This window comes from Candidatus Accumulibacter cognatus (assembly GCF_000584975.1).
Classification (GTDB): domain Bacteria; phylum Pseudomonadota; class Gammaproteobacteria; order Burkholderiales; family Rhodocyclaceae; genus Accumulibacter; species Accumulibacter cognatus.
The window spans coordinates 1-14,229 of sequence record NZ_JDST02000099.1 but is presented as its reverse complement, the minus strand read 5'-3'; the positions used below and the strand labels follow the sequence as shown (position 1 = coordinate 14,229).

At 61.4% G+C, this 14,229-nt stretch carries 17 protein-coding genes; 10 read left to right on the top strand and 7 right to left on the bottom strand.

Annotated elements, in window-relative coordinates; genetic code table 11:
• Together gltX and AW06_RS16910 are read left to right on the top strand one after the other, a co-directional pair.
• Window positions 1-883, top strand: an 883-nt coding sequence (gene gltX / locus AW06_RS16915) for a glutamate--tRNA ligase (RefSeq protein WP_034952515.1), incomplete at its 5' end; no start/stop codon positions are given.
• Window positions 884-1,097: 214 nt separating this feature from the next.
• On the top strand, window positions 1,098-3,464 hold the full coding sequence (locus AW06_RS16910) for a nitrate- and nitrite sensing domain-containing protein (RefSeq protein ID WP_034952513.1): 2,367 nt from the start codon (window positions 1,098-1,100) through the stop codon (window positions 3,462-3,464).
• A gap of 179 nt (window positions 3,465-3,643) precedes the next feature.
• On the opposite strand, the gene AW06_RS16905 is transcribed toward AW06_RS16910, so the two are convergent.
• The 3 genes from AW06_RS16905 to plsY form a co-directional block, all read right to left on the bottom strand.
• On the bottom strand, window positions 3,644-4,036 hold the full coding sequence (locus tag AW06_RS16905) for a hemerythrin family protein (protein WP_034952511.1): 393 nt from the start codon (window positions 4,034-4,036) through the stop codon (window positions 3,644-3,646).
• 96 nt (window positions 4,037-4,132) lie between these two features.
• Window positions 4,133-4,732, bottom strand: coding sequence for a ubiquinol-cytochrome c reductase iron-sulfur subunit (petA, locus tag AW06_RS16900; protein WP_138678791.1), 600 nt, complete (start codon window positions 4,730-4,732; stop codon window positions 4,133-4,135).
• Window positions 4,733-4,838: 106 nt separating this feature from the next.
• The gene (plsY, locus tag AW06_RS16895; RefSeq protein WP_034952509.1) at window positions 4,839-5,456 is read right to left on the bottom strand and encodes a glycerol-3-phosphate 1-O-acyltransferase PlsY; all 618 of its coding nucleotides are present in this window, start codon (window positions 5,454-5,456) and stop codon (window positions 4,839-4,841) included.
• Window positions 5,457-5,568: 112 nt separating this feature from the next.
• Between plsY and AW06_RS16890 the strand changes: the two genes are divergently transcribed.
• Window positions 5,569-5,925, top strand: a complete 357-nt coding sequence (locus AW06_RS16890; protein WP_034952507.1) for a dihydroneopterin aldolase — start codon at window positions 5,569-5,571, stop codon at window positions 5,923-5,925.
• A 180-nt stretch (window positions 5,926-6,105) separates the two neighbouring features.
• Here the strand turns inward: AW06_RS16890 and AW06_RS16885 are convergent, their stop codons facing one another.
• From AW06_RS16885 to AW06_RS16870, 4 genes are read right to left on the bottom strand one after another with little or no spacing between them, the layout of a single operon-like run.
• Window positions 6,106-6,756, bottom strand: a complete 651-nt coding sequence (locus AW06_RS16885) for a BON domain-containing protein (protein WP_034952505.1) — start codon at window positions 6,754-6,756, stop codon at window positions 6,106-6,108.
• The gene (locus tag AW06_RS16880) at window positions 6,753-7,346 is read right to left on the bottom strand and encodes a phosphoheptose isomerase (protein WP_034952503.1); all 594 of its coding nucleotides are present in this window, start codon (window positions 7,344-7,346) and stop codon (window positions 6,753-6,755) included. The genes AW06_RS16885 and AW06_RS16880 overlap by 4 nt, the downstream gene beginning before the upstream one ends.
• Before the next feature lie 45 nt (window positions 7,347-7,391).
• Window positions 7,392-7,769 (bottom strand): HIRAN domain-containing protein, encoded by a 378-nt coding sequence (locus AW06_RS16875; protein ID WP_034952500.1) that lies wholly within the window; start codon window positions 7,767-7,769, stop codon window positions 7,392-7,394.
• Window positions 7,747-8,175 carry a YraN family protein gene (locus tag AW06_RS16870; RefSeq protein ID WP_034952498.1) on the bottom strand — a complete coding sequence of 143 codons (429 nt, stop codon included), beginning with the start codon at window positions 8,173-8,175 and terminating at the stop codon, window positions 7,747-7,749. Before AW06_RS16870 ends, AW06_RS16875 begins: the two co-directional genes overlap by 23 nt.
• Between AW06_RS16870 and rsmI the strand changes: the two genes are divergently transcribed.
• From rsmI to AW06_RS16835, 7 genes are all read left to right on the top strand, one after another.
• Entirely contained in the window at window positions 8,174-9,052 is an 879-nt protein-coding gene (gene rsmI, locus AW06_RS16865) for a 16S rRNA (cytidine(1402)-2'-O)-methyltransferase (RefSeq protein WP_034952494.1), read from the top strand. The two genes, AW06_RS16870 and rsmI, sit on opposite strands and share 2 nt — an antisense overlap.
• An 87-nt stretch (window positions 9,053-9,139) precedes the next feature.
• Entirely contained in the window at window positions 9,140-9,877 is a 738-nt protein-coding gene (locus tag AW06_RS16860; RefSeq protein WP_034952490.1) for a c-type cytochrome, read from the top strand.
• A 217-nt stretch (window positions 9,878-10,094) separates the two neighbouring features.
• A complete protein-coding gene (locus AW06_RS16855) occupies window positions 10,095-11,258 on the top strand; it encodes a cytochrome D1 domain-containing protein (protein WP_273704827.1) in 1,164 nt (387 codons plus the stop codon).
• Window positions 11,258-12,244, top strand: a complete 987-nt coding sequence (locus tag AW06_RS16850) for an Lrp/AsnC family transcriptional regulator (RefSeq protein WP_034952483.1) — start codon at window positions 11,258-11,260, stop codon at window positions 12,242-12,244. Before AW06_RS16855 ends, AW06_RS16850 begins: the two co-directional genes overlap by 1 nt.
• Window positions 12,237-12,716 carry an Lrp/AsnC family transcriptional regulator gene (locus AW06_RS16845; protein ID WP_138678796.1) on the top strand — a complete coding sequence of 160 codons (480 nt, stop codon included), beginning with the start codon at window positions 12,237-12,239 and terminating at the stop codon, window positions 12,714-12,716. Before AW06_RS16850 ends, AW06_RS16845 begins: the two co-directional genes overlap by 8 nt.
• Entirely contained in the window at window positions 12,713-13,222 is a 510-nt protein-coding gene (locus tag AW06_RS16840) for an Lrp/AsnC family transcriptional regulator (protein ID WP_034952476.1), read from the top strand. Before AW06_RS16845 ends, AW06_RS16840 begins: the two co-directional genes overlap by 4 nt.
• Window positions 13,223-13,351: 129 nt before the next feature.
• Window positions 13,352-13,999 (top strand): hypothetical protein, encoded by a 648-nt coding sequence (locus AW06_RS16835; RefSeq protein ID WP_034952473.1) that lies wholly within the window; start codon window positions 13,352-13,354, stop codon window positions 13,997-13,999.
• Window positions 14,000-14,229: the final 230 nt, after the last annotated feature.

Sequence of the window (14,229 nt, the reverse complement as noted above, 5' to 3'; positions counted from 1 at the left end):
CGACCTGGTCATTGCGCGCGCCGATGGCACGCCGACCTACAACTTCTGCGTCGTCGTCGATGACTGGGAGATGGGCATCACGCACGTCATCCGCGGTGACGACCACGTCAACAACACCCCACGTCAGATCAACATCCTGCGGGCGCTGGGCGCGCAATTGCCGCGCTATGCGCACCTGTCGATGATTCTTGGCGATGATGGCCAGAAACTGTCGAAGCGGCATGGTGCGGTCAGCGTCATGCAGTACGATGACGAAGGCTATCTGCCGGAAGCGGTGCTCAACTATCTCGCGCGCCTCGGCTGGTCGCATGGCGATGACGAGATTTTCTCGATGCCGCAGTTCTGCGAGTGGTTCGACCTCGACCATATCACCCCGTCGGCAGCACAGTTCAACACCGAGAAGCTGAACTGGCTCAATGCGCACTACTTGAAGCGCACCGAAACAGCGCGACTGGCAGATCTGGTGCAGTCACGGCTGCAGGCGCGCGGCGTCACGGTTGCCGCCGCGCCGTCACTCGCGGCGATCATCGATCTGTACAAGGAGCGTGCCGCCAACCTCAACGAACTTGCCGACCTTGCGGAAGTGTTCTACATCGAACTGCATCCGAAAGCAGAGCTGCTGGCTAAGTACCTCACCCCCGAAACGCTGCCAGCGCTGGCGGATTTCATCGATCACCTGCCGGCGGTTGCCTGGGAAGCCGCTGCAATTAGCGCCTTGATCAAGGCGAGCGTGGCCAGGCACGGGCTGAAGATGCCCAAGCTGGCGATGCCGCTGCGCGTGCTGCTGACCGGCTTGGAGCAGACGCCGTCGGTCGATGCCGTGGTCGCCCTTTTCCCGCGCGAGATGGTGCTCAAGCGACTCGCCTGGCCAGCTAAGACCTAACCTCATTTCGGGATAACGGAGCCAACCATGTGGCGCTCTGCCGTGCCATATCTCGACTCTCCCCCGAATTGACGACGATTGATGCCCGAAACTATACTTGCGTCGATTCTGCCCTCTCGCCCAGGGGCTGACCGGGTGGCACGGCGCACCGAACACCCGTTCCCTCAACGCTCCTCTGGCATCTCTGAATTGCCATTCTCAGAAAGCAGGACCGATGCGCTTCAAGTATAAACTGCTCGCACTGACCTTTGTTCCAACGCTCTTTCTCCTCGTCTTCTCGGTGTTCACAACAGCCGAGAAGATACGTCAGGCACAGGAAATGAGGGATCTCCAGGAAGTGGCCAGGATTTCTGCTGCGATCGGCGGCCTGGTTCATGAAATGCAGAAAGAGCGGGGAATGAGCGCCGGCTTCATCGGCAGCAAGGGTGCCAACTTCGGCAACGATCTTCCAGCACAGCGCGCCGAAGTGGATAAGCAACAGGCGCTGCTGGACAAGCAACTAACCGGTTTTTCCGCCGCGAGATACGGTGAGAAGTTGCAGAGCGATCTCGCCGACATCGGCAAGCAACTCGCCGACCTGCCGGCAAGGCGCAACGCCGTATCGGCTCTGGCGATCGGGGGATCCGAGGCCATTGCGTACTACAGCAAAACGATTGCCAGCCTGCTGGCAGTGGTTGGCCAGGCGTCCTCGGTATCCAGCGACTCCCAGGTGGCGCGTGCGGCCAGTGCCTACAACGCCTTGTTGCAAGGCAAGGAGTATGCGGGCATCGAGCGCGCAACGCTTTCAAATGTCTTCGGGTCGGACAAGTTTTCGCCCGAGATGTTGGTCCGTTTTCTGTCGATCTCATCCGCCCAACAGACCTGGTTTTCCGTCTTCCGTCTTTATGCAACGCCGCAACAGGCCACTGATTTCTCGAACAGGGTAGCGGGTGCGGCCGTCGACGAAGTGGCCAGAATCAAGCAGGGTGCCATCGACAACATGCTCAGCCCGGCGCTCGGAATGGACGCCCGGATGTGGTTTGCAAAGGCAACCGAGCGCATCAATCTGCTGAAAGCAGTCGAGGACGCTCTTGCCGGCGATCTGGTTGGTCTGGCCGCGGCGCGGCTGTTCGAGGCCCGGCTGAGCATGATGATCACACTCGGTTTGACGCTGCTGGCTCTGGTACTGACTGCGTTGATCGGCATGCGCCTGATCCGCCAGATTCTGCGCCAGATCGGTGGCGAACCGGAGCAGGCGGTACAGATTGCGCGGCAGATTGCAGACGGTGATCTTTCGCACGACATCGATGTGGCTGGGGGCGATCAGACGAGCCTGATGGCGGCAATGCAAACGATGCACGGAAAACTGTCGCGCATCCTGGTCAACATCGAAGAGAGCGGCAAGCAGATGGGACAGTCTGCTTTCCAGATCTCGACCATTTCGCGGAGTATCGCCGAAGTGACTCGGCAGGAAGAAACACGTTCGGCCGAAGTGACGACAGCGACAGATGCGCTGACCGCCATTGCACGCGAGGTCAAATCACGCGCTGAAGAGGCGGCCGAGAAGACGCGCGAGGTCGAGCAGGCAGCACAGGATGGCGTCGTCACGGTGGAAAGGAACATGGCCGAACTGGCAAGCGCCACCAACGAAGTCACGCGCGCGTCAGGCGAGGTCAGCGAACTGACCAAGGCCGCAGAGCGGATCACGCACATCATCGACACGATCCGGGAAATCGCCGAACAGACCAACCTCCTGGCACTGAATGCGGCGATCGAGGCCGCGCGCGCCGGCGAACAGGGCCGCGGTTTCGCAGTCGTGGCCGACGAGGTGCGCAAACTGGCTGAACGTACGACCTCGTCGTCGCTACAGGTCGGTGACATCGTCGCAGCCATTACCAGCCGGGTAAAGTATCTGCGCGAAGCCATGGCGGCCGTGGTCGATCGGGTCAGGGGCAGCCAGGGGGTGGCGGAAGAGACGGCGCAGGCGATGAGCTTCATGGCACAGGGCGTGTCGGACGCGGCACGCAACAACGATGCGATTGCCGCGGACAGCCGGAGGCAAATGACCCAGCTCGAACAGCTCGAAGCGTCGTTGAACAGTCTCTTCGCCACGCTCAGTGAGAGTTCGACCAAGGTCGAGGCAACCGCGGTGATCGGTGTCGATTTGCACAAGGTCTCTTGCGGCCTGAACGATCTCATGGCCGGTTTCAGCTTCCGGCACGATACCAGCATCGCGAGTCAGGGAGCGCAGGAGAAACGGCGCTATCCACGCCTGGAACGTGCGCTGCTGGTCAGGCTGGAGACCGCGGATGGCGCCAGTCAGGACTGTCTGACCCAGGATCTCAGCCTTGTCGGAGCGCGTCTGGTATTGAATCGCGCCCTGCCGGAACATGCTCGCGTGGGCGTCTCGCTTTATCTTCCGCAATCGAGCCTCGAGCACTATCGAAGTCAGAAACCAGTGACCCTGCAGGGACAAATAAAGTGGCAACGACGACACGACGGACGTCTGCTCTGTGGCATCGAATTCGTGGATCTGTCGCCTCGCGAACTGGAGCATCTGAAGGCCGTCTTCGCCTACTATAAGAAGTCCAGCCAGCACTGAAATTTTGGTTCCACACGTCTTTCCAGCCCGAACGTTCGCGCCCTGGTTTTCGTTCATGTACGGCGCAGAAGTGGAACGAGGGGTATGGCCTCGGCTTTCGCTGGCAAAACCTTTCGAAGCGCAGGGCCAGGCAGTTTCCACAGGCCTCTGCCGGAGTGTTTTGACTGCGATGATCCTCGTCAGAGGCGAGGCGCACTCGCATAGTGCGCATCACGCGTTTCGATGTGGCGGATCAGAAAAGCCAACAGCTTTCGTGCCTGCTGCGGTATCAGTTCGGTCTGGTCGACCTGATAGGTGTCGGCGATCGCGGCGAGGGTGTCCAGTATTTCAGCGTGGTCCTCGACATGCTCGTCGAAGCCATAGTAACTGTCGATTCGCATCAGTAATTCTTCCGACAGGAAATGCGCCTTGCTGTAATCCACCAGGGTTTCCAGGATGTGACCGATTTCCCCGTTGTCGGCGTGCGCCTCGACGGCATCACACAAGGCGTTGATCAGGCCAAGCTGGACGCGGTGCTCGCCGTCCATGGTCGGGTTCAATCCCGGGCAATGTTCATCATCGACCTGTTGCATGCGCTATTCCTCCGATATTCCTTCGATATGCCTTCAAGACGACTCTTCTGAAATGTTGAGCGGTTGCCTGGTGTGCCATTCCAGGGCCAGGCCTGATTACGCCTCGCCGATCACGACGCGGTTGTCGCCGTCGAGCCGATAAACTGGAATCACCAGGTTGGCCGGCGCCGGTCCACTACGGAAGACGCGCCCGGCAAGGTCAAATCTCGAGGTATGGCAGGGGCACAGAAACTCGCTACGGACGCCAGGCCCGTTGCGCAACTGTGGCGTACAGCCCTGATGGGTGCATTGCCCGATGGCGACGAAGACATTGGGGTGTAGCGAACGATGACGGTTGCGGCAGTTTTCGGGTTGCAGCGAATGCTGGCAGTGTGGGTCGATCAGTTCACTTTCGTGATCGGCCAGCGCGCTGACCTCCTCAGCCGTTCGGCGCAGAATCCATAGCGTGCGACCTTGCCAGTCGAGCACCCGCAGCTTTCCTGGCTGCAGATCAGCGAGGTCGGTAGCGACCGGGTTGCCGGTCGGCGGCCGGGTGTGTCCGGTCAGGTATCTGGCGGCGCCGACACCTGTTCCAATGGCACAGATCCCCGCCAGCACCTGCAAGCGGCGACGTTGCGGGCGGTGACTCGGATCGTCATTCATGAACGTGGTGGAGAGGCGACTCGAGGGCGTGTGCAGGCGTTCTGGATGTGCCATGCTCCGATCCCCGCACGTTCCGAGGATGGGTGGGTCGACTCGGGAGGTCGAAGTGGTGGGATTGGGCAGGCTTGCGGGAAGGTTCGAGCGCCTGAGGGGTTCTCGGTCATTGCTTCCTGCCCCCGATCTTCGGCTCGCTGCCGGCCATCAGACGTTGCAGATTCTGCCAGTGTTTACCGATCAGTGCCATCGCAATGAGGCCGACCACCAGCAGCATGGAATCGCGCCCCCACATGAGAAAGCCGTAAATGGGAGCTGCCGTTGCCGCCAGCAGGGCGGCCAGTGACGAATAGCGCAGTGTGAAGGCGACGAGCAACCAAGTGCAGAGGGTTGCCAGCCCTAGCCAGGGGTCGATGGCGAGCAGCACGCCGGCGGCCGTTGCCACGCCTTTGCCGCCTCTGAATCTCAGGAAAACCGGATAGAGATGGCCGACAAAGACTGCCAGTGCAACGAGTCCGACGGTATAGCCGCCCAGACCATACTCGGCGGCATGGCGACTGGCAAGAAAGACCGCCAACCAGCCTTTGGCGGTGTCGCCAAACAGGGTGAACAGAGCGGCGCCCTTGTGGCCGCTGCGCAGCACATTGGTGGCTCCCGGGTTCTTCGAACCATAGCTGCGCGGGTCGGCCAGGCCGAAGAGTCGGCTTGCGACCAGTGCGAAAGACACGGAGCCGAGCAGATAAGCGGCAAGGACCGCAAGCAGGGAGATCAGGAGCGGCGGCATCGAGGGGGTTGGGTGGTCAGTAGTGCTCTGGGTTAGAATGCGCGCACTTCAATCGTGCTGCGGACTGTGCACGCCCGATGGGCAATTCTACACCGACCTCAGGTCTCACCACATGGACATCATCTTCATCGACGACCTGCGCGCCTCGACGCTGATCGGTATCTACCCGCGTGAAAGGGCCATGCCGCAGATGGTGGAAATCTCCTTGCAGATTGGCACCTCGACCGCCTCTGCGGGCGCCAGCGACGACATTGGTGATACCATCGATTACGCGTTGGTGGTCGAGCGCCTGCGCGCCGAACTCGGCGCCCGCCATTTCAACCTCCTCGAAAGGCTTGCCGAGTATGTAGCTACCCTGTTGCTGGAGGACTTCGGCGCCACCTGGGTGCGCGTCTCGATTGCCAAGCTCGGCATGATGCAGGGTGTGCGGCGCGTTGGCGTGGTCATCGAGCGAGGTGCCGCAGCCTGAGAAGTTGTGAAAAATCGTCGTGAGCAGGCCGAGATGGAAGGCGTGAGGGAACGAACGACAAGACATATCAAGTGGATAGGCGAGGAGTGAGCGACTGGGCAGCGCAGCAGATCGGTCGCGCAGCAGATTTGTTCACAACTTCTGAGCGCTGCCGCCTAGCAGCCACCCGGAAGGGTTCTGCTATCCGCCAGCCGCCGGAGGGCTTTCCGGTGGTTTGGCGGCGGCTGGCATGCTGAGGTCCAGTTCCCTGACTTTGGCATCGGGGAGGATCTCCATCAGGGTCACGACCTTCTTGACGCCGCGGGTGGTTCGCGCCACCTGGATCGCTGCGTCTGCTTCGTGCTGGCTGACCAGACCCAGGAGATAGACGACCCCGGCTTCGGTCACCACCTTGACATGTACGGCGTTGAGACTGCCGGCGTCGACAAAGCGACTCTTGACCCGCGTCGTCACGTACGAATCATTGCTGCGTGCCGAGAAGGAACTGATCGGACCAACCGCGAGTTCATTGTAAACTCCTTGGACCTGTGGCACTCCGGCGACGATCTGCTCGACTTCCGCCTTCATCTGCTCAGAGGGAACTTCTCCGGAAATCAGCACCTTGCGGTTATAGCTGGTGAAGCTGGTATGTGCCTGGTCACCGATTTTCTCGTTGACACGGGCACTGGCTTTCCATTCGATGCTTTCATCGTCGGTTTGCGTTCCCAGCGACCGCCGATCGAGAGCCGCCAGCGCGCCACCACCCGCACCAGCCGCGAGCATTGCCAGACAACCCTGCAGCATCGGCAGCAGCACGCCGAGCAGCAGAATGGTGAAGAGACTTTTTTTCATTCTTCGACTCCCATGAGCAGACAATCCATCCCATCGCAAAGGCAATGGATGATCAGCAGGTGTGTTTCCTGGATGCGCGCCGTGCGTTCCGCCGGTACGCAGACATGGATGTCACCCTCGCGCAGGATTTCGCCGATCGTGCCACCCCCCTTGCCGGTCAGGGCCACAACGCGCAAGTCGTTTTCGTGCGCGGCATTGATCGCTTCGATGACGTTTGGCGAGTTGCCCGAAGTGGAGATGGCCACGAGAATGTCTCCGGGTTGCCCGAGGGCACGTACCTGCTTGGCGAAGACGAGCTTGTAACCGTAGTCGTTGGCGATCGCCGAGATCACCGAGGTGTCTGTGGTCAGTGCAATTGCCGCCAGTTCGTGGCGCTCCAGCTCGAAGCGGCCGACCAGTTCGGCCGCCAGGTGCTGGGCATCAGCCGCCGAGCCGCCATTACCGCAGGCGAGGATCTTGCCGTTGTTCAGTAGACCGCCAACCATCACTTCGATTGCGTCGGCAATTGGCGCTGCCAGAAATTCGATGGCGTCGAGCTTTGTTTGTGCGCTCTCAGTGAAGTGCCCGCTGATACGGCTGATCAAATCCATGGGCTGTGACGATGTTCCGGGACAATAAGGAAGACCATTCTAACATCAGAGTACCAGGAACACTTCGAACTCGACGCGGCGCCAAGGGTTCGGGTCGTCGCGCAGTCGGGAAACGCGCGCCTCGAGTTTTTCGCCAGCGTCTATTGCCTGCGCCACGGCACGGTTCTCGGCACGCGGGACGTAACCAAGGGGACGCCCGTTCCATTCGACACGGATGGCTTTGCGGTCATGGCGGTTGTCGGGTTCGCGGATCAGGATCAGATGGTCGCCGGGCTTGATCTGCGGCCACAGCTCGGCGACTGCGTAATACTGGCTGCCGGCCAGCGGCGAACTTTGCACAAGCACCCTGATCGTTTCAGCGGCGCCGGCAGATCCGCAGAGGACCAGCCAGATGAGGGGACTAATACGTTGCCGGAAACGCATCGCGAATCCATTCGATGGCGGCCTCGGACAGTTCGTCGAACAGGATGCAGTCGAAGCGGCAGTCGGATTCCTGACCAGGATGGCTATTCAGATAATGCTCAGCGGCGAGAACGATGCGCCGTTGCTTGGCCAGGTCGATACTGGCGGCCGCGCCGCCGAAGCTGGCATTGCGGCGCAGGCGCACTTCAACGAAGACGAGTACCCGCCGGTCCCGGCAAATCAGGTCCACCTCGCCACCCCGACAGCGAAAATTACGCAGCAGTATGTTCAGACCGTGCCGTTCGAGGAAGCGCGCGGCGAGTTCCTCGGCCATTGCCCCCGAAGCGGCTGGACTGGTTAAACGAGCGGGGTATCCTGCTCGCCTGCGCGTGTTATCTTTGAGGTTTACCGGCAAGTTGATCTCCATGACAGAAGAATCCCCTGCATTATATGTCGTTCCGACGCCGCTCGGCCACCTTGGCGATATCACACAGCGCGCGATCGAAGTCCTGCAGCAGGTGCCCTGGGTCGCCGCCGAGGATACGCGGCACAGTGCACCACTGCTGCGCCACTACGGCTGCAATGCGCGCTTGCTGGCGGCGCACCGGCATAACGAAGAGGGTGCTGCGCAACAGGTGATCGCGCGCCTTGCCGCTGGAGAGTCGGTCGCGATGGTCGTGGACGCCGGCACGCCGGCAGTATCGGATCCGGGTGCCCGGCTGGTGGCGAAGGTGCGCGCTGCCGGCTATCGCATCATTCCGTTGCCTGGTGCCTGTGCGGCGGTGGTCGCGCTGTCTGCGGCTGGGCTCGACGAAGTCCATTTTCTCTTTTACGGTTTTCTGCCGAACAAGGCCGGGCAGCGCGCAGCGGTCTTGCGGGAACTCGCGCCCCTGCCCTATGCGCTGGTCTTCTATGAGGCGCCGCATCGCATTCTCGAAGCCGTTGCTGCCCTGTGCGTGGCCTTTGGACCGGAACGTACGCTGGTCGTGGCCCGGGAATTGACGAAGCTGTTCGAAAACATTCATCGCTGCGCACTCGGTGAAGCGCAGGCCTGGCTGCTGGCCGATGCCAATCGCCAACGTGGCGAGTTCGTGCTGCTCGTTTCCGGTGCAACACCGGTCGAGGAAAGCACCGAGGGCGAACGCGTGTTGCAGCTGCTGCTCGACGATGGACTGTCGATCCGTCAGGCCAGCCGGCTGGCACACGCGATTACCGGGGCCGGAAAGAATGCCCTGTATCAGCGGGCACTGGGTTTGCAGGGGTCGGACGACCGGAGGAGAAAGGATGGCTGCAGCTCAACCTGAATGAGCGTACCGTCATCGTCGGCCAGGACATGTGATGCATGGGCTCATTTCGGTACGATACAGTTCTCAAACAGCAGGGAGTGGTTAATGAACAAACGGGTTCCGGGGATTTGTCTGGCGATGCTGGCCGCGGTGCTTGCGCATGCTGGGCCGCCAGTACCCCGGCCTGCGGGCATCGAGGTCAGGGATTACCCATGGCAGGCGTCGGCGGGTGAGAAGAGCGCGGCACTGGAGCTCAGGGGCAACCGGAAGCGCGGTCAGGAAATCTACGAGTTGTGCCGGAGTTGCCACCTGCCGTCGGCAGGCGGACTTCCCGACGGCAGCATCCCGCAGCTCGCGGGCCAGCACAGCAGCGTGCTGATCCGGCAGATGGCCGACATCCGAGCCGGCGTCCGCGACAACCCGACGATGTACCCGTTTGCCGCGGTCCTGACCGATCCGCAGGAGCTGGCCGACGTCGCCGCCTATATCGAAGGGTTGTGCATTCCCGTCGAGCATGGCCGCTACGAAGGATCGGATGCCGATCGGCAAATGGCAACCGGAAAGGTGCTTTACGAGAAAGAGTGCAGAGGATGCCATGGGGCCAGCGGCGAAGGCTTCAGGGATAAGGGTTATCCGGTGATTGCCGGGCAGCACTATCAGTACCTGCTGCGCCAGATGACCGAGATCCGCGATGGCAAGCGCCGCAACGCCAACCCGGAGATGGTCAGAATCATCAGCAAGTACGACAATGCTCAACTGCTCGCCATTTCAGCCTACCAGTCGAGCCTGCGGATGCCGGGCAGGATGTGCAAGACCATGGCACCGACTAGGAAGAAGCGTTAATGTGAGAGTCGCGTCAGCGACTCACGAATCTCCCCTCTCCCTTGCGGGGGAGGGGTCGGGGGAGAGGGAAACGGTCATGACTTTCATGATCGGGGGTGCCTGGAAAAGTTATGACCGTTAGGCCGGTGCGGTGCGTCGACAACAATGGCCAGGCAGCGCCTCGGTGTTGCGCGGGGGCAGACATCTGGGCGCCAGCGGCGCCCCTGGAGAAATGAGCATGAAGAGATTATGGACCCTGCTGTCGATGGTATTGCTCGCGGGTTGCACTACGCCGACCCTGCGGGGCAGCGCTGATCTTGGGGTGGTCATTGAGCGCGCGAGCGGGCAACTCAGTCTCGTCGATACCAGCCGACGCGAAGTTTATGCGCGTATTGGCGGACTCGGTGACCTCTCCCATGCTTCGGTCGTCTTTGCGCGTGATGGTCGCTACGCTTACGTTTTCGGGCGTGACGGCGGGCTGTCGAAGGTCGATCTGCTCGAGGCGCGTATCGTCAAGCGGGTGCTGCAGTCAGGCAATGCCATCGGCGGCGCGATCTCACAGGATGGCCGCATTGTCGTTGCACAGAATTACACACCTGGTGGCATCAAGGCTTTTGACGCCGAAACCCTTGAACTGCTCTCCGAAGTGCCGGCTGAATACGCGCCGGGCAATTTTTCGAAAGTCGTTGGTCTCGCCGATCTCGCAGGCCAACGTTTTGCCTACGCACTATTTGATGGTGGTGAAGTCTGGATCAGCGATTTCTCCGACCCTCGGCAGCCACAGACGCAACGGTATCCAGCCGGATTGCAGCCCTATGATGGACTGGTGACCCCTGATGGCCGCCATTACCTGGCCGGGCTGTTCGGCGAGGATGGCGTTGCCCTGCTCGACACCTGGCGGTCAGAGCAGGGCACACGGCGTATTCTCGGGAACTACGGGCGTGGCGAGGAGAAGCTGCCGGTATTCAAGATGCCACACCTGCGCGGCTGGTCGATGGCACAGGGCAATGCCTATCTGCCGGCGATCGGCCGCCACGAGGTCCTGGTAGTTGCCGGCAGCAACTGGCAGGAAATCGCCCACATCGCCGTCAAGGGACAACCGGTGTTCGTCATGGCGCGGCCGGATGGCCGGCAGGTGTGGGTCAATTACGCGTTTCCCGACAACGGCTGGGTCGAAGTGATCGATACCCTGAGCGGGAAAATTGTAAAAACGCTGGCACCCGGTCGGGCCATCCTGCACATGGAATTCACGCCGCGCGGTGAACAGGTCTGGATTTCCGCTCGCGATGACAATCGGGTGCTGATCTACGATACTGCGACGTTCACGAAGCTTGGCGAATTGGAGGTACAGGCTCCGAGCGGGATATTCTTCACCAGCCGCGCCAACCGCATGGGTTTCTGATGGATAAACTTGACGACGCGATCGATTTTCGCCTCCTCAATGACTTTCAGCGGGATTTTCCGCTCTGTTCTGCTCCCTTTGCCGAGCTGGCATCGCGGCTGGGAGTTGCCGAGGGAGTGGTATTACGGGCCCTGGAAGGGCTGCGTCGCCAAGGCAAGATCGCGCGCGTCGGCGCCATTTTTGCCCCGAAACGCATCGGTGTCAGTACGTTGGCCGCGATGGCGGTACCTGCGGCCCAACTGGCTGCGATTGCCGAAGTGGTCAATCGCTTTCCCGAAGTCAATCACAATTATGAGCGTGAACACCACTACAATCTCTGGTTCGTCGCCACTGCGGGGTCGGAAGGGCGCTTGCAGGCGGCCCTAGGCGCGATCGAACAGGTGGCCGGCTGGCCGGTGCTGAAGCTGCCGTTGCTCGAGGAATATCACATCGACCTCGGTTTTGCGCTTGACGGACAGGGAGAGAGCCAGGGCAGCATGCGCGTGCGCAGTCAGGCCTTCACTGCACCGACGCCGCTCGACGAATTCGAACGTCGTCTGGTGATGGCCCTGCAGGAAGGCCTGCCGCTGTTCATTCGGCCGTTCTCGGTACTGGCCAGCCGGGTCGGCTGCGAAGAGAGAGAGGTGCTCGAACGCATCCGTCGCTGGTGCGCAGAGGGCATCATCAAGCGCTTCGGGGTGGTCGTCAGGCATCACGAACTCGGCTATACAGCCAATGCGATGCTGGTGCACGACATTCCCGATGCCAGCGTCAGCGCCATCGGCGAGCGCCTGGCGTGCGAATCCGGGGTGAATCTCTGTTATCGGCGCCCGCGCGTGCTGCCAAGCTGGCGCTACAACCTGTTCTGCATGATCCACGGCCAGGCACGGGCGGAAGTCGAGGCCCGCATCGCCGAGCTGCGCGCACGCCTGCAGTTGACCGATTACGCGCACGCGGTGCTGTTCTCGCTGACCCGCTTCAAACAGCGCGGTGCCCGTTATGCGTGAAGCGGCGCGCATCGATGCGACCGATCGCGCGATCATCGACGGCCTGCAGGGCGGGTTCCCGATCTGCGAACACCCCTACGCCGAAGTGGCCGGCAGGTTTGGCATCAGCGAAACGGAACTTCTCGAACGTCTGCAGCGGATGCTGGCAACACGCGTGCTGACCCGCTTCGGCCCGCTGTTCCAGATCGAGCGCATGGGCGGCGCCTTCGTCCTGGCGGCGATGCGCGTTCCCGACGCGGACTGGCTGCGCATCCTCGAAATCGTCAATGCATTTCCCGAGGTGGCGCACAACTACCGCCGGGAAAGCGACCGCAACTGTGAGTTCAACATGTGGTTCGTACTCGCCACCGAGACCGTCGACGGCATCGACGCCGTGGTAAGCCGGATCGGGGAAGCCTGCGGCCTACCGGTCTTTCCCTTTCCTAAGCTGCAGGAATACTTCGTCGAAATGAAGCTGGCAGTGCGCTCATGAGCGCTCAGGACGCCGCCATTCTCGATGCGATTGATCGCTGCCTCGTCATTGCTACCCAGAACGGTCTGCCGCTGGTCGCACGGCCATATCACCAGCTCGCCGAAGCGATCGGCATCGCCCCCGAGGAAGTGATGGCGCGCCTGACCCGCCTGCTCGAGAGCGGCGTCATACGCCGCATCGGCGCGGTGCCCAACCACTACGCGATCGGCTATACCGCCAACGGCATGAGCGTCTGGGATGTGCCGGATGAGCGTATCGACGAACTCGGCGTACGCGTCGGCGGGCTCGATTTCGTGACCCACTGCTACCACCGGCCACGCCGTCTTCCCGAATGGCCATACAACCTGTTTGCCATGGTGCATGGCGGTTCACGCACCGAGGTTCTGACCAAGGTAATGGCCATCGCCGAAATCATCGGAACGGATTATCGTTCGCATGATGTGCTCTTTTCGACCGCCATTCTCAAGAAGACCGGCATGAGAATGGCGGTCAGGCGAGATGACTGACCCGCGCGGGCGTGACAGATGGGTTGCTGGAGAATTGTCTGAACGTGCATCGCCACGCCGTCGGCAGTCTCTACCCCTGCCGAGCACGCGGCTGATCGAGCGACTGGAGCGGGAAACCGGAAGCATCTGGTGGGCCGCCCGCTGATTGCAGCTTTGCGCGCCGGCGCTGGAAAAACGGGCGAACCGCCACCGTTCGTCCTGCTCATGCTGATCGGCGGTATCGGGTTGCTGGTCTCGGCGCTATTCGCCAGCGCATCCATCATCTTGGCCGCGGCCGGTGTCGCGGCACTGACCGCAGCGGCAACGCTGTGGCGGCGGCACCGGGCAGCGTCGCGGTACAACTCGCTGACGCAGGTCGGTTACGCCAGCGAGTTGCAGCGCGATGCCGAGTGCTTTGACGATTACCTCGAAGAAGTCTCTAGGCACTTGCCGCAGGCCGCGTTGACGACGCTCGCACGGACCAAGGAAACGCTCGCCATGGTGATCGCTGCGCTCGCTGCAGCCGATCTCGATGCCATCGACCTGGCGATTGAAGAAACGTTTTTCATACGGGAGATGGTTGCGCGCTACCTGCGGGACGCCTGCCGCCATTACGTCAAGGCAACCGCGGCCAGCGGTGGCTGCGTCGTGCTCGAAGATGGAAGTACCGCCGAACAATCGCTGTGCCGCCAACTCGACATGTTGCACGCCCGTCTGGACAGAGCGCTGGCCAGAATTGCCGACGGCAGGGCGCAGGCGCTTGCCAGGCACGAAGCCTTCGTCAGGAGCAAGGAATGAATGTATCTCCCGTTGCCCAACCCGGCGGACCCCCCGTGCACGGCCGCCTACTTCACGTCCGAATCGTTCATTGGAGATCGCGGCTAGCAGTCTGTCGGACTTGGAGCCCGGGAAACCGACAAATTTTACTTTTCGGCATGAAAAAGGCCGGAATTTGTCGATTTTCCGGCCTTTTTGAGGCTTTTCCTCGTTTTTCTCTACTGCAGGCGCAACTTGGCCATGCGCTTCAA

Excerpts from the sequence above, each read along its gene's own strand:
- AW06_RS16910 (WP_034952513.1), top strand. The coding sequence starts at position 1,098 with ATGCGCTTCAAGTATAAACTGCTCGCACTGACCTTTGTTCCAACGCTC.
- AW06_RS16905 (WP_034952511.1), bottom strand. The coding sequence starts at position 4,036 with ATGCAACAGGTCGATGATGAACATTGCCCGGGATTGAACCCGACCATG.
- petA (WP_138678791.1), bottom strand. The coding sequence starts at position 4,732 with ATGGCACATCCAGAACGCCTGCACACGCCCTCGAGTCGCCTCTCCACC.
- plsY (WP_034952509.1), bottom strand. The coding sequence starts at position 5,456 with ATGCCGCCGCTCCTGATCTCCCTGCTTGCGGTCCTTGCCGCTTATCTG.
- AW06_RS16890 (WP_034952507.1), top strand. The coding sequence starts at position 5,569 with ATGGACATCATCTTCATCGACGACCTGCGCGCCTCGACGCTGATCGGT.
- AW06_RS16885 (WP_034952505.1), bottom strand. The coding sequence starts at position 6,756 with ATGAAAAAAAGTCTCTTCACCATTCTGCTGCTCGGCGTGCTGCTGCCG.
- AW06_RS16880 (WP_034952503.1), bottom strand. The coding sequence starts at position 7,346 with ATGGATTTGATCAGCCGTATCAGCGGGCACTTCACTGAGAGCGCACAA.
- AW06_RS16875 (WP_034952500.1), bottom strand. The coding sequence starts at position 7,769 with ATGCGTTTCCGGCAACGTATTAGTCCCCTCATCTGGCTGGTCCTCTGC.
- rsmI (WP_034952494.1), top strand. The coding sequence starts at position 8,174 with ATGACAGAAGAATCCCCTGCATTATATGTCGTTCCGACGCCGCTCGGC.
- AW06_RS16870 (WP_034952498.1), bottom strand. The coding sequence starts at position 8,175 with ATGGAGATCAACTTGCCGGTAAACCTCAAAGATAACACGCGCAGGCGA.
- AW06_RS16860 (WP_034952490.1), top strand. The coding sequence starts at position 9,140 with ATGAACAAACGGGTTCCGGGGATTTGTCTGGCGATGCTGGCCGCGGTG.
- AW06_RS16855 (WP_273704827.1), top strand. The coding sequence starts at position 10,095 with ATGAAGAGATTATGGACCCTGCTGTCGATGGTATTGCTCGCGGGTTGC.
- AW06_RS16850 (WP_034952483.1), top strand. The coding sequence starts at position 11,258 with ATGGATAAACTTGACGACGCGATCGATTTTCGCCTCCTCAATGACTTT.
- AW06_RS16845 (WP_138678796.1), top strand. The coding sequence starts at position 12,237 with ATGCGTGAAGCGGCGCGCATCGATGCGACCGATCGCGCGATCATCGAC.
- AW06_RS16840 (WP_034952476.1), top strand. The coding sequence starts at position 12,713 with ATGAGCGCTCAGGACGCCGCCATTCTCGATGCGATTGATCGCTGCCTC.